Here is a 13,454-nt window from a genome sequence, read left to right as displayed (position 1 = left end):
ATTTACCCTGTCCTACGGTTCTTTGTTCTGATGGAGCTCTTTATCTAATTCTATGTCCCACGTAAAAGGCATTAGATCATGTACCTGGGTCTTGTGCCTTGATTATTTTTTGAATTGGTGATTTTTTATGAATGAATGGTGGTTGTTAGGAGCCTTAGCCGCTCTAACTGGATTAGCTTGTATTTTCATGGTTTACCCATTCAAACGCCGTTTTATTGCCAGTTTGCTCTTGTTTCCTACTGTTTTTTTGGTTGCATTTGCCGGATATTTTTATTGGGGCGGTTTTGGCGGATGGCAGCAGTATGTCCACCACCTAAAGTCCCAGGAACAAGCTAAAAAAATATTGGAATCGGTTAAGAGTCCTCAAGAATTAATCGATAAATTAAAAGCAAAACTGGATGATAGTCCTAAGAGTGCTAAGGGTTGGTATCTTTTAGGGCGTTTGTACAGTAGCCAAAATGACAAGCAAAATGCAGTGAATGCTTTTGCGAAAGCCTATCAGTTTAATCCGGATGATGAACAATTTGCAGTGAATTATGCGCACAGTTTGTGGGTATTAAATAATCAGCAATTTACTGAGCAGATTACTGAGATATTTAGACGATTATTAAAAAATAATCCCAACCAAGCGGATGCTCTCGCGATGCTTGCGATGGATGCTTTTGTAAGTCATGCCTATGAAGATGCAATAAGTTATTGGCAGCGTTTATTAAAATTGGCACCAGAGCAATCAGAAGAAGCACAAGCCATTCGTAAGGCAATCGCCAAGGCTGAAGAACGTATTAAGTTGAGAGATAAAAATTTAGATTAACCTCAGAGCGGTTGTTTCGCACGGCATAACCTGAAAGAAGACTCTTTAATTCCAAGCATAGCGAGCATCCTCTCTGATGCGCCAGGTGTTATGGTGCGAATATTTCGCATTGGACTAATCAAAGGCGAAAATCCTACTTTTGAGAATTATTTTGCATTGGCACCCTGGTCTAATCTTAGGATTTATTTTATGCCTCAATACTTGAAAGGATTAATTAATGAGGAAATAAGATTGATGTAAAGGATGAATTCAACGCGCCCAAAAAATGACACGTTGAATTTTTAAAAGCTCAACCCAAAGGCCAAAGATTTTTAATGGAACAGATTGTTGTTTCTCGTAATCGAATGAACGGGAGTACTTTGTTCTGGCTCTGAATTAGAATTAAAGAATCCTTTTTTAAACCCTCCAAAGGTATATTCTTTTTTCGGAACAGCTAACTCTGGTTTCAAATCAATTGCAATGGGTTTGGGAGCAACGGCAACTGGTTTCAGAAGAAGGGCAACTGGAGTACTCTCTAAAGTTTGTTGAGTCACTTGAGCAACAGTATTCGCATCATGATATGCTTGGAGGAAGCGAGTATGTTCCTCATTTGAAATAATAGAGTATTTCTCAAATGTAGTTAAAATACTGTCTAATTTTTTTTCATCAATCGATACAGAAAATTGAGCATGATAATGATTATCATCCATTTTAAAACTGTCTTGATGATACAAATAATGATCGGGGTCATCACGATGTACAAAGCGATAGACTCCTAACTCATTTTTTCGCTCCATAAAGAAGTGATCCACTTCGGCGCTAACACAATCCATTTGAGAAAATAATAAGAGAAAAAGTAAGCTTAGTTCATCTTTTACAGGTGGAAGGGGAAGACCTTTTGATAAATCGGGTTTGGGATATACAGTCAAAGTATCGTTATACAAACTAAGATTAACTTTTTTGCATAAATGGGTGAAGGCTTTAGGCATAAAAACTCCTAATCGATTGTTGAAAAAAAAAAACTGCGCGAAGTTTGGTTGATAAGTTTAATAAAAAAACATTAAGGTTTTATTAAGAGCCGGTACTAAGTATTCAACAATATAAAAAAAATTGGAGTTTTTTCGGGAGTTTATGGTTATGAGCTCAAACGTGCTCTATTTGTAATGCAATTAATTTTAAATCTGCTAGTCTATAGATAGACATCAGAATTTTAAGGAGAAAATGATGTATAAGAGGGTATTGTTTGCTACTGACTTTGATGAGGTTGGTATTATAGCAGCGCATAAGGCAAAAAAAATTGCTGATGAGAATGGTGCTGACTTGATATTAGTTCATGTCGTAGAACCCATTCCTGCTTATGCTTATCCTGGTTTTGCCGGGTTTGCTGAGGTTGAATTATCCATTCGTGAGCAAGCTGAAAAAGAGCTCAATGAATTGGGTCAAAAATTGGGGGTAGATGCAAAACACCGATTTATTGAATTTGGTTCCACTAAAAATGAAATTTTAAGAGTGGCTCAAGAGCGACAAATCGACTTGATTGTCACCGGTAGTCATGGCAAACATGGTCTTTCATTATTGTTAGGCTCCACAGCAAATTCCATTTTACATGGTGCTGAATGTGATGTTTTGATTGTCCGCTCAATTACACCAGAGAAGCATACGAAAGAGAAGCATGCATAAGAATAATAATATTGACGGAATGTAGCCCAAATGCATTGTAGCCCGGATTAGCGCAGCGTAATCCGGGGATTTAGAGGTCATTCATGTCGATTCCCGGATTACGCTGCGCTAATCCGGGCTACAAAAGATTCCAGGCAACAAATAGCAACTAATATCAAATTTTGAATTTCTCTTATTATTTCTCAATAGAGTAGAAAACAAGTATACTATTGGATTCCAAGTTACACGATTGAACTATATATGAAATTGTTGCGCGGCATTCAACATTTTTCTGCTTTTGATAAAGGCGTGGTCGCTACTATTGGTAATTTTGATGGGGTGCATTTAGGCCATCAAAATCTTCTTAAGACTTTAAGAAATAAAGCAAATCACTTAAAGTTGCCTTTAGTTCTAATTTTATTTGAACCTCAGCCCAGAGAGTACTTTCAACAGGAGAAAGCGCCTGCAAGACTCTCGAGCTTAAGAGAGAAATTAGATGTATTGCGTTTATGTCAGATCGATTATGTGTACTGTATTAAATTTGATAATGCATTAGCCCAAACAACAGCCACTGAGTTTGTCCGTACTTATTTATTTTCTATATTAAATGTGAAACATCTTCTAATAGGTGAAGATTTCCGGTTTGGTAAAAACAGGGAAGGGGATGTGAGTTTATTAATGAAACTTGGTGCAGAACAAGCCTGTGATGTGAGTATTTATTCAAATTTTTGCATTAATGAAGACCGAATTAGTTCAACACGCATTAGAATGGCCCTGCAGCATGGTGATATGAATACAGCAGCAAAATATTTAGGTAGGTTGTATAGTATTTGTGGTCGTGTATTACATGGGGACGGTCGGGGGCGTCAGTGGGGAATTCCTACGGCAAATCTTGCGCTTCATCGTACTGCCTTGCCTTTACAGGGTGTATTTGTAGTTCAAGTTCGAATCGCATCCAAAATAGTATATGGCGTAGCCAATGTCGGACGTCGCCCGACAGTGGATGGAAGCAAGAATATTTTGGAAGTGCATCTGTTTGATTTTGAACAGTCAATTTATGGCGAATTATTGCAGGTGTTTTTCTTGCACAAATTGCGTGATGAGGTTAAATTCACTTCAGTGGATGCTTTAATTGCGCAGATTTATGATGATATTGTGGCGGCAAAAGAATTCCTCAGGGATTATAATGGATTATCTCAATATCAAAATCTGGGTGTCGATTTGAATGCAATCTGAATGAACAATATTTTAATGGATGATGTGCTGAGCACCATCCTTTTCATTCGAGAAGCACTCAATGCGCCTGTACCCTGATTTGGGGTGAGTAATCACCAAAATTTAACGATTTCGCAGAGTGAACCTTATGGCAGAATATAAAGATACATTAAATCTTCCGAATACTTCATTTCCAATGAAGGCAAGCTTGGCTACTCGAGAGCCTGAAGTCTTGGCCAATTGGCAGACTAAAAAGGTATATGAACAAATTCGTAGAGCACGTGCTGGAAGTAAGCGTTTTATTTTGCATGATGGTCCTCCTTATGCAAATGGTCATTTACATTGCGGACATGCGTTAAATAAAATTCTTAAAGATATTATCATTAAATCCAAATCACTCAGCGGATATGATGCACCATTTGTCCCTGGATGGGATTGTCATGGATTGCCTATCGAGCTCAATGTCGAGAAAAAGATAGGCCGTGTGGGCGATAAGGTATCTGCCAAGGTATTTCGTGCTAAATGTCGTGAGTATGCTGCGAGTCAAATCGATATCCAACGTGATGAATTTCAAAGACTCGGGGTTTTTGGAGATTGGTATAATCCCTATGTTACTATGGATTTTCGCTATGAGGCCAATATCGTACGCGCTCTTGGTTTGATGATCAAAAACGGCCACTTGCAACAAGGCTTTAAACCCGTACATTGGTGCATTGATTGCGGTTCTGCTTTGGCAGAAGCAGAGGTGGACTATGATGAGAAGACTTCACCATCAATCGATGTCGCTTTTTTTGCAGTAAAACCTGAAGAGTTTATTGATCTATTTGATGTAAACGCAGAAACAAAACCGCTAAGCCTGCCTATTTGGACTACTACACCGTGGACCTTACCTGCTAACGAAGCGGTATGTTTGCATCCAACAATTGATTATTCTTTAGTCGATACAGGCGATTGTTATTTGATTCTGGCCACCGATTTGGTCGAATCTGCGATGGCTCGTTATGAGATGAGTCAATATACTATTCGTGGCTCGGCAAAGGGAAAAGTTTTTGAGCATTTGAAATTAAAACATCCTTTTTATAATCGAGTTGTACCCGTCATATTAGGGGAGCATGTTACTACTGAATCAGGTACTGGAAGTGTGCATACTGCACCTGCTCATGGCCCAGATGATTATCTGGTAGGACAAGCTTATAATTTACCCTTAATTAATCCAGTTAAAGGAAATGGTTGTTTTGCTGATGATGTAGCCTTATTTGCTGGACTTTCTGTATTAAAAGCGAATGACACGATTTTGGGAGTTTTGGCGGAAAAAGGTGTTCTTTTAGCAAAAGAAAATATCAGACACAGTTATCCTCATTGCTGGCGACATAAATCTCCTATGATTTTCTTGGCAACGCCTCAATGGTTTATTTCTATGGATAAAAGTCAATTAAGAGAGCATATTGTTAAAGAAATTGAGAAAGTAACTTGGGTTCCTGATTGGGGGAAAGCTCGTATTAGCAATATGGTTGAAAATAGACCTGACTGGTGTATTTCAAGACAAAGAGCTTGGGGAACCCCTATGCCTTTATTTGTTCATAACACGACACGTGAATTGCATCCAAATACCCTGGAGTTCATTGAAAAGATTGCGTTACTTATTGAGAAATCCGGTATTGATGCTTGGTTTGAATTGGATAAAAGAGAACTACTAGGAGATGATGCCGAGTTTTATGACAAAATTAATGACACTATGGATGTGTGGTTCGATTCCGGTGTAACCCACTACTGTGTTTTGCAGCAAAATAATGCATTGGCATTTCCCGCAGACATTTATTTTGAAGGTTCCGATCAGCATCGCGGTTGGTTTAACTCGTCATTAACTACTTCAGTAGCCATGTATGGAGTTGCTCCTTATAAAACGGTATTGACCCATGGTTATACTGTGGATGCTGAGGGTAAAAAGCTTTCTAAATCCAAAGGAAATTATGTCGCTTTAGATCAACTCGTCAATCAGCATGGTGCTGATATATTGCGCTTATGGGTCGCCTCGACAGATTATCGGCATGAAGTGAGTATTTCGGATGAAATTATCAAACGAAATGCAGATGCTTATCGAAGAATCCGTAATACCGCCCGTTTTTTGTTGGCCAATTTATTTGATTTTGATCCAGCAGTCGATTCTGTACAAGACAAAGATCTTTTGGAATTAGATAAATGGGCATTAAAACGCAGCCAACTGTTACAAGAAGAAATTATAGAAGCCTATGAAGGCTATCAATTTCATATTATTTATCAAAAAATTCATAATTTCTGTGCGGTAGATATGGGAAGTTTTTATCTTGATTTGATTAAGGACAGACAATACACCACTGCAAAAGAAAGTAAAGCGAGACGTTCTTGCCAAACTGCTATGTATCATATAGTTCGTGCATTCACGCTTTGGGTTGCACCGATATTGTCCTTTACTGCAGAAGAAATAGGGCGCTATATCCCTGGTTACAATCAAGAGTCCGTGTTTACCGAGCTATGGTATGAGGCGTGGCCAAAAATAGACGATGTCAATATGGCGGACTGGGACGAACTGCATTTAATTCGTGACGAGGTCAATAAGGCTTTAGAAGAAACCCGCCAAAAAGGAGAAATTGGTTCTGCCTTAGCTGCTGAGGTAACTTTATATGCAGACGATAAAGTACTACCTAAGCTCACTCGTTTGGGCGAAGAATTGCGCTTTTTATTAATCACCTCTGGGGCAATCGTACATCCGATGAACACAGTTCCAGCTGGATTATCCACTACGCCATATGGTGTCTCTATTGCAGTTTCTGCAAGTTCGCATGAAAAATGCGCTCGTTGTTGGCACCGAAGACCTGATGTTGGCCAAGATAGTCAGCATCCTGAGTTGTGTTTACGCTGTGTTGGTAATATTAGTGGTCAAGAGGAAATGAGGCAATTTATATGAAAAAATGGCCATGGTTTTTACTTAGTTTTGCAGTAATTGTTTTTGATCAAGCAAGCAAATACTTGGTAGGGGTGCTTCTAACTCCGTATAAACCATTGCCTGTTTTTCCCATGTTTAATCTTACCCTGGCCTATAACTCTGGCGCGGCATTTAGTTTTTTAAGCGGTGCTGGAGATTGGCACAGATGGTTTTTTGCCGGTTTTAGTCTGATCGTAAGTATGATACTTGCCATCTGGTTGTATCGTACTGCAAGCCAGGCTAAATTGCTTTTAGCTGGAATCAGCCTCATTTTAGGGGGGGCAGTGGGTAATTTGTTCGATAGAGCCTTTCATGGTTATGTGATTGATTTTCTTGATGTCTATTACAAACATCATCATTTCGCTACTTTTAACCTAGCTGACAGCGCGATTTGTATCGGTGCTGGATTCTTTCTTTTGGATTTATTGGTGAATAAACAGGATTCCTAATCCGTTTATAAATAGAAACACGTTATGTGCATTAAAAGAAGATAAATAGTTCAAAAAATAAGGCTCTTTCAGGCTTACAGCGCTGCTTATGGGCACTCTAAATTTTTGGTAAATCTCTTTTTTTCTTAGGAGCTTTGTCTATTAAAGGGTATTTCTTCACATAGGGCTTCTTCTGCTTTTTCTTTTAATTTTTTGAATTGACTATTGATTTCTTTCTTTTTTGAAGTTTCGTATGTTATTCCTAATACTGCTTTCACTTGATTAAAACTTTCTTCTGGGGAGTTTAAAGTAACAGCATTTTTTAACTCATCAAACATTGTTCTATAAGCGGGGGAAAAAAAGGATAATAGGGTATGACCCCATGTAGCTTCTTTGGATTTGACAAATTCGGTCACTAATTGAATAACATTTGACTCTTGGCTGCGAGATGCCTTTACCATATGATTGAGACTCAGTTGAAGTCCTTGTACGTTATTTAATGCTCTATCTATTGACTGCTCTAAAGCTAATATTTTCTCCGCAGTAGGTAGGTTAGAGGGTAAAGGTTGCTGGGTGTAGCTTATGGTATTTGCGGCCTCATTCAGAAATAATCCAAAAGCTTTTTCAACATCAGTACAATCTGTATGTTTTTTCATTATTTCAATTTTTTTATGAATTTCTTTTAGAGATTTAACCGTTTCATTTTGTTGTTCTAAATTTTTTTTAAACGCTTCAATATCACTATTTATTTTCTCTAAGGTATTGGTTTTTTTGTGTTCCATTACGTCTAAAAGTTGGGCTTTGAGCGGATCCATTTCCATCTTTTTTAATCCGATCAAATTTTTTAATTCTTTTTCTATATCGTCAATGAGTTGACAAGGTCTTTCTGCATCCGGAATTAATTTTTGCTTTTTAATTTGAGGTTGAATGGCGGTAAGAGGTTCTTTAGCCGCATTACTTTTGCTGAGGAGAACGTTCACAGAAATCGTGTTACTTGCAATTCCACCCCAACCCTTAGAAGGCCCCCAATTCCCAGTCCAAAATGCCGCTGCAGCTTGTTTTAGATACGAGCCGTGTTGGTAATTAAAATATTGTTGCCATCCAGGTCTTTCTTGCTCTGGTACCTCAAGATCCGCTAAAAGCTGCTCGAATTTAGGTTGCGTAGAATACACCTTCCAAAATAGCTTCATTTTCTCTTGTTCTTCTTTTTCCTTATCTTTAACTTCTGATGGCTGCCTATTTAACAATTGTTGTAATTTATCTAGTCGAGCACATTTTTCTTCTGCTGTATCCAGTTCTTGTTGTTTTTGCTCTTGTTGTTTTTTTAAAAGGACTAATTGCTCTTTCAACTGCTGATATAAAACTTCCTCCTTTGAGATCAGTTTTTGAAAGGCGTCATGGATTTGCTTCTCTTGTCTGCTTTCACGTTCCAATTGTTGTTTTAATTCACTAAACTTATTCGCTATCAAATTTTTTATGATGAGTATGTCATTTTTATAGGGTCTTGCTAGGAGCCCAGCACTTAATATCTTTGCTTCAAATGCACATGCCGCAGCGTAAAGTGCTAATAAAATTTCATGCCTGGTTTGATTATTTTGATTGATATCATACTTTTGAATCCAATCTTTCATTCCATTTAGAACATCATTGATAGCTACTGAATTAAATTTAAATCCCTTGATCCATCCATTGCTTAATCCAGCTAATAGAGTATCAATGGGAGCGATTTCCTGATGATCTTTGGGTAGATCATTTTTACGCTCTATCGCTAATGCGGCTAAAGCAAAAGCTAAGGTCCAAGTCCGCTTTTTATCACTTTGCTCATCAATTGTCGCAGACATATTATTGGGCTTGTCTTCCATTTCTTTGGCAATATATTCTAACTGTTGGACAAGTGGCAATTTTTCTTTGCAATGCATAATAAATTCAATTAGGGCATTTTTTATGCCTTTTTTGTATTTAGCAAAGTCAGGATCTATTTTAGTATTCTCACCATAACTGGAAAGAGTAGCTGCTGCTTTATCTAATATCGTATCAGTAAGCATAGAATCAGAGCCTGTAATATTACTTATTAATTATTATAGGCTCTTCCACATTAAGGAAATATTATTAAAATTTTATTAGAGTGCAAATGGCCAGTTTATACCAAGGAACGGCCACATTTGGACCGTTCACCAAGTTTTTTTACATCCCACGTAAAACTTAGTGCTAGGCCAAAATGCTTGTTGTAAGCGCGTTGAGCTGTTTTGTATCTGGATTATGTATACTCACTGCGGCTACTGCAGGTAAATTCAGGAAATGTTCTGCTTCTTCCCATTCAATTTCAGCGGGGAATAATTTGAGATGAGGAAGGCATTTATTTAAAAGGGTACAAAAAGCCAAATCCGCAGGAAACGGGCGAACATGCGTGTAACCAAGACTCATCACTGCCATTGCTTCTGAAATGGTAGCCACTCCGGGTAGGTAATTGAATGAGTAAACGTTGGCTGTTTGTGCAATTTCGGGTAAATAACCAGGGCTAGTTGCAAAATGCACACTTGCCTGATAACAATTTTCAAGTTGTTGGGTATCAATCACACCGCCAGCACCAATTTTAAGAGATGGGTAGCGGGCAACTGCTTGAGCTAATAATTTTTGATCGGTTGAATTAATTTCAACCAAGTCAAAACCAGCATCTTTAATTTGTTGTAATCGTTCAAACAAAAAATTGTCTACATCCAGTGATATAATTACAGATTGATTGCCCAGTAACTTATCTAAGATCATAGTGAGTCCTACGGTGATGTATATTATTTTTTAGTAAACTTTGTTTCATATGAGCATAAAGTTTAATGTTAGAAGAGTTAGATCGTATTGGCAAGTATATTAATGATTCTTGGTTAAAGAAATTAAGGATATTAATTAGACCCTCGGCCGTGATCTTGGTAAAAAAGGGTTATGTTCAATTATTAAGCTGCAAAAACCAGGTTACCTTGTCTCCTGGAGGGAATTGTTTCTGTAGTGTTGGCCCTGCTTTTACTCGAGGCATTCTTAATCACTACTTGTATAGTATTTTGATCGGGTAGTTCATGTTTCAATGGGCAGATGGGATAGCGTATGTCCAGGAGTTGTTAGATAGCAAACTCAATAGTCATACCGTGGATAAAGTTTTCATCTATACTCCTGATCAGCAAATTAGTTGAATTACATAATCAACATGAATAAAGCCATTCCAATCATCATTAGGTTTTCAGTGAGTGAAATAAATCCTAAAGGTACGTTACTGTCACCTCCCACACAGGCGCATTTTAGCTCACGTTTGTCGATATAAACGGCTTTAAACACAGAAAGTGAACCTACAGTTCCAATAAATAAGGCAACTGGAATGGAAAACCAATTTAGTGCTCCTGAAATCATTAATAGACCTGCTAAACCCTCAGCATATGGATAAATATAGCTATAAGGAACCCAACGTTTAGCCAAGAGATCATAGTTTAGAAACATCGTTGAAAAACTTTCGATATTCTGTAATTTTAATAGAGCAAGAACTGTCATGCTAAAAGCAACAAACCAGCCTAAAGCACGTACTGTAAACAGGTTACCAAAGAATGCGTAACTCACTGACATTGCCATCATCGCAGTCATTACAAAAAGTACAATGACTGGTCGATAACTTGTTTCTTTAGGATCTCTTAACTTCTTTTTAAAGTGACGTCGCAAATCATCATAACCCCCAATCCGCTCTCCATGGATAAAAGTTTGAGGTGTGGTTTTCACATCGTGCTTTTGCTTAAACGCATCGACTTGCTCACGTGTTGATAGCCAATTATCTTCCACCTCATAACCTTGGCGCTGCAATAAATCTCTAGCTTTAAGGCCATAGGGACAAACATGATGTTTCATCGCCATGCGATACAGAATTGCTTTTTTCATTGAGGTATTGCTCATTTCTATACTCTTTAAATTAATGGTCCAAAAATAGTAATATAGAGTACGTACCATAGTACGGAGTCAAGAAATGCATGATATGACAATTAGTGAATTTGCTAAATTATGTGAAGTTGGGGTTGAAACCATACGTTATTATCAACGTAAAGGTCTACTTCATGTCCCGTTGCTTAAGAAAGAATTTGGAACTGGAAAAATAAGACGTTATGGTGAGAATGATGTAAGCCGTTTGAGGTTTATCCTGTTAGCTAAAAAAGCAGGCTTTACTCTAAAAGAAATAAAAGAATTGTTAGATTTTGATGCTAAAAATGATCGGGAGCGTGTAAGAGACATGGCTGAAAAGCGTATTGAAAAACTTAATTTAAAAATTAATGAGTTAACAGAGGCTCGTAACACGCTATCACTTTTGGTAGCAAAATGTAGAGAGAGTATTTCTTCGCCTTGTCCGATTCTTATGACTTTTGAAAAAAGTTAAATTAGTAAGATAAATCTACGTTTTCTCAGGAGGTCAAATTTAGTAAAGTTGATTTATCAATTTTATCAGCGTATTTCACGGAGAATATTAACTGCTATGGTGTTTTTGATTCGTCCAGGTCACGACAGATAATGGCATTTACAGTTTGATATTAATAGAGATTAAAAATCGAACACTACTCCTTTTTGCCAGGATCCCGGCCGGGGCAATTAGTTTGAACAAATTAGGGTCTGTAAACAGACCCTAAAATGTAACCTGAGTATCCAATTAGGTATTCTCAGGATAGATTTCCTCATTTATCGACAGTTAAGATCCCTACATATTAGTAGCGGAGGGTGAGATGGTATCGGGTTCTCGCTGTTGTTGTTCTATCGGGCCCTGTTCCGGGGTGACATTCTCCTTATAGGCTTCTTCAAATGCAGCCATATGCTTCAGGAACGCATTCATTGTGACTTCAGGTACCGGTGTTTGCTTTAACGTTTCCTTTAGATTATCCAGGGTAGATGACTTATCTTTTGATTGGTTTTTTTTGGCTTCATCCGTTAAGAATTTATCTGCTTCCTCTTTCACTCGTGGATCTTGAATTTCATCGACAAATTTAAATAATTTACCCCAAGTCGTTTGAGTACCTGGCTTTTGTCCTTGATTCAGTGTTTGGACAAATGCCGCATTAAAAATTTGTTGTTGAGTCGGAATTGGAGTTGAGCCGACTTTGGACGATTGTGGTGTTTGAGCTATTGTTGGCAATGAAACTGAAGGGGTAGTGAGAGTGGATCGAGGTGCTTTCAACGCTAAATTGTCCGTTGGATTTTGTTGTAAAGACTGCTGTACAGTTGCACGTGCTGATTGCATTAACCTCGCCTGGTTTTCTAGCATTGTTTTTTCTGCTTTATTTTGTGCAAGACTCAGCGCATTGAGGTCTAATGCTTTATTATTCTCTGCAATACTTTTCGCGTTGAATTCTAATGCCTCTTTTTTGGTGTCTTTTACAACATCTCTTACGACTTGAATGTCCTTTTTCTCACGTTGAAACGCTTTTTGCGCTTCCTCTTTTTGGGTTGGGGTCATCTGATCAAAGGATTCCCCTTTTTTGATTAGATAATAATTTCCATCTTTATCTTTGACAATTTCTTTATTTCTAGGAATAACAAAAGCAGCATCTTTCATGCTAGCGGGTTTTCCCTGAGCATCAACGAATTGTTTTCCGCCTTCTTTTTTAGTAGCGATTATATCATTCAAGTTTGCAATTTTTGCTTCTATGGCATTGAGCTCATGTACTTTTGCATACATTTGTTTGTCGGTTAGCTTTAATTTGGGATTCACCATGTCATCTGCGATTTGATTGGCCTGTTTTTGAAGTTTCTCAATCTCAGTTTGAATTTTATTTTCTGATAGTTTTTCGAATTTAGGAGCATCGTCTAAACTCTTCTCCATAGTACTATATTTATTTTCAATTAATTCTTTCTCTTGCTCTAACTTTTTTGAACGGTTCTCAAGCACCTTTCGATCTTCTTCAAGCTGTTTTATCGTATTATCATAACCTTTAATTGCTTCCTGTGTTGCTTTGTTCGGTTCAGGAGGGGCTGTCTTTTGCTGCGCTTTTTGCTCATCTTTCATTGTTTTTTCTTGTTGCATTTGGATAAGCTCGTTTTGAGCTTTTTTGGCTTCAGCTTCATCCTCTTCCATGAGAAAATGGAAAAAGGCCCTTCTTTGTTCCTCCATCCGGATTTGTTCTTGAAGTTGCTGCTGCTGCCATTCTTCAATAGCTCTCTCGTTTTCTTTTTCAGTAACAAGTCTCTCCGTTGTTGTTTCTCCAGCAGGGGTTAACAAGAAACGTCTTAAACTGTCAGAATCTTGTAGACCGAAAAGGCTAAGATTTATTGAAGAATTAGGATCATCATCTATCTTAGATTTTATAGATTCAGCTAATTTGTTATCCAGGGCTTTATATTCAATGGGTGTAAGCACTTCAGAGAGGGATTGTTTCGATAGCGTCAT

At 37.8% G+C, this 13,454-nt stretch carries 11 protein-coding genes; 6 read left to right on the top strand and 5 right to left on the bottom strand.

The genetic code is table 11. The features are described from left to right. Positions 1-127 precede the first annotated feature (127 nt). Positions 128-811: a tetratricopeptide repeat protein gene (locus tag EL022_RS13090; RefSeq protein WP_028380146.1), complete on the top strand. Its 684-nt coding sequence runs from the start codon at positions 128-130 to the stop codon at positions 809-811. 311 nt (positions 812-1,122) lie between these two features. Here EL022_RS13090 and EL022_RS13085 read toward each other — a convergent pair whose 3' ends face one another. Continuing rightward, positions 1,123-1,779, bottom strand: coding sequence for a hypothetical protein (locus tag EL022_RS13085; RefSeq protein WP_028380147.1), 657 nt, complete (start codon positions 1,777-1,779; stop codon positions 1,123-1,125). Positions 1,780-2,014: 235 nt separating this feature from the next. Here EL022_RS13085 and EL022_RS13080 point away from each other — a divergent pair, with 235 nt between their 5' ends. From EL022_RS13080 to lspA, 4 genes are all read left to right on the top strand, one after another. Then, positions 2,015-2,470 (top strand): universal stress protein, encoded by a 456-nt coding sequence (locus EL022_RS13080; protein ID WP_028380148.1) that lies wholly within the window; start codon positions 2,015-2,017, stop codon positions 2,468-2,470. 240 nt (positions 2,471-2,710) lie between these two features. Further along, positions 2,711-3,685, top strand: a complete 975-nt coding sequence (gene ribF / locus EL022_RS13075; RefSeq protein WP_028380149.1) for a bifunctional riboflavin kinase/FAD synthetase — start codon at positions 2,711-2,713, stop codon at positions 3,683-3,685. Between the two features lie 127 nt (positions 3,686-3,812). After that, a complete protein-coding gene (gene ileS, locus EL022_RS13070; protein ID WP_028380150.1) occupies positions 3,813-6,608 on the top strand; it encodes an isoleucine--tRNA ligase in 2,796 nt (931 codons plus the stop codon). Next, positions 6,605-7,075, top strand: coding sequence for a signal peptidase II (gene lspA, locus EL022_RS13065; RefSeq protein ID WP_028380151.1), 471 nt, complete (start codon positions 6,605-6,607; stop codon positions 7,073-7,075). Before ileS ends, lspA begins: the two co-directional genes overlap by 4 nt. 125 nt (positions 7,076-7,200) lie before the next feature. On the opposite strand, the gene EL022_RS13060 is transcribed toward lspA, so the two are convergent. The 3 genes from EL022_RS13060 to EL022_RS13050 form a co-directional block, all read right to left on the bottom strand. Beyond that, the gene (locus EL022_RS13060) at positions 7,201-9,099 is read right to left on the bottom strand and encodes a hypothetical protein (protein ID WP_028380152.1); all 1,899 of its coding nucleotides are present in this window, start codon (positions 9,097-9,099) and stop codon (positions 7,201-7,203) included. Positions 9,100-9,262: 163 nt separating this feature from the next. Beyond that, positions 9,263-9,820 (bottom strand): bifunctional 4-hydroxy-2-oxoglutarate aldolase/2-dehydro-3-deoxy-phosphogluconate aldolase, encoded by a 558-nt coding sequence (locus EL022_RS13055; protein WP_028380153.1) that lies wholly within the window; start codon positions 9,818-9,820, stop codon positions 9,263-9,265. A 417-nt stretch (positions 9,821-10,237) separates the two neighbouring features. Then, positions 10,238-10,981, bottom strand: coding sequence for a MauE/DoxX family redox-associated membrane protein (locus EL022_RS13050; RefSeq protein ID WP_028380155.1), 744 nt, complete (start codon positions 10,979-10,981; stop codon positions 10,238-10,240). 70 nt (positions 10,982-11,051) lie between these two features. Here EL022_RS13050 and EL022_RS13045 point away from each other — a divergent pair, with 70 nt between their 5' ends. After that, positions 11,052-11,456 carry a MerR family transcriptional regulator gene (locus EL022_RS13045; protein WP_028380156.1) on the top strand — a complete coding sequence of 135 codons (405 nt, stop codon included), beginning with the start codon at positions 11,052-11,054 and terminating at the stop codon, positions 11,454-11,456. 315 nt (positions 11,457-11,771) lie between these two features. Here the strand turns inward: EL022_RS13045 and EL022_RS13040 are convergent, their stop codons facing one another. Beyond that, positions 11,772-13,454, bottom strand: a complete 1,683-nt coding sequence (locus EL022_RS13040) for a hypothetical protein (protein WP_028380157.1) — start codon at positions 13,452-13,454, stop codon at positions 11,772-11,774.

Origin of the sequence: Legionella cherrii (assembly GCF_900635815.1) — a bacterium.
Classification (GTDB): domain Bacteria; phylum Pseudomonadota; class Gammaproteobacteria; order Legionellales; family Legionellaceae; genus Legionella; species Legionella cherrii.
This window is presented reverse-complemented; position numbering and strand designations above follow the sequence as displayed.

Coding starts and splice junctions, on each gene's coding strand:
- EL022_RS13090 (WP_028380146.1), top strand. CDS start 128: ATGAATGAATGGTGGTTGTTAGGAGCCTTAGCCGCTCTAACTGGATTA.
- EL022_RS13085 (WP_028380147.1), bottom strand. CDS start 1,779: ATGCCTAAAGCCTTCACCCATTTATGCAAAAAAGTTAATCTTAGTTTG.
- EL022_RS13080 (WP_028380148.1), top strand. CDS start 2,015: ATGTATAAGAGGGTATTGTTTGCTACTGACTTTGATGAGGTTGGTATT.
- ribF (WP_028380149.1), top strand. CDS start 2,711: ATGAAATTGTTGCGCGGCATTCAACATTTTTCTGCTTTTGATAAAGGC.
- ileS (WP_028380150.1), top strand. CDS start 3,813: ATGGCAGAATATAAAGATACATTAAATCTTCCGAATACTTCATTTCCA.
- lspA (WP_028380151.1), top strand. CDS start 6,605: ATGAAAAAATGGCCATGGTTTTTACTTAGTTTTGCAGTAATTGTTTTT.
- EL022_RS13060 (WP_028380152.1), bottom strand. CDS start 9,099: ATGCTTACTGATACGATATTAGATAAAGCAGCAGCTACTCTTTCCAGT.
- EL022_RS13055 (WP_028380153.1), bottom strand. CDS start 9,820: ATGATCTTAGATAAGTTACTGGGCAATCAATCTGTAATTATATCACTG.
- EL022_RS13050 (WP_028380155.1), bottom strand. CDS start 10,981: ATGAGCAATACCTCAATGAAAAAAGCAATTCTGTATCGCATGGCGATG.
- EL022_RS13045 (WP_028380156.1), top strand. CDS start 11,052: ATGCATGATATGACAATTAGTGAATTTGCTAAATTATGTGAAGTTGGG.
- EL022_RS13040 (WP_028380157.1), bottom strand. CDS start 13,454: ATGACGCTATCGAAACAATCCCTCTCTGAAGTGCTTACACCCATTGAA.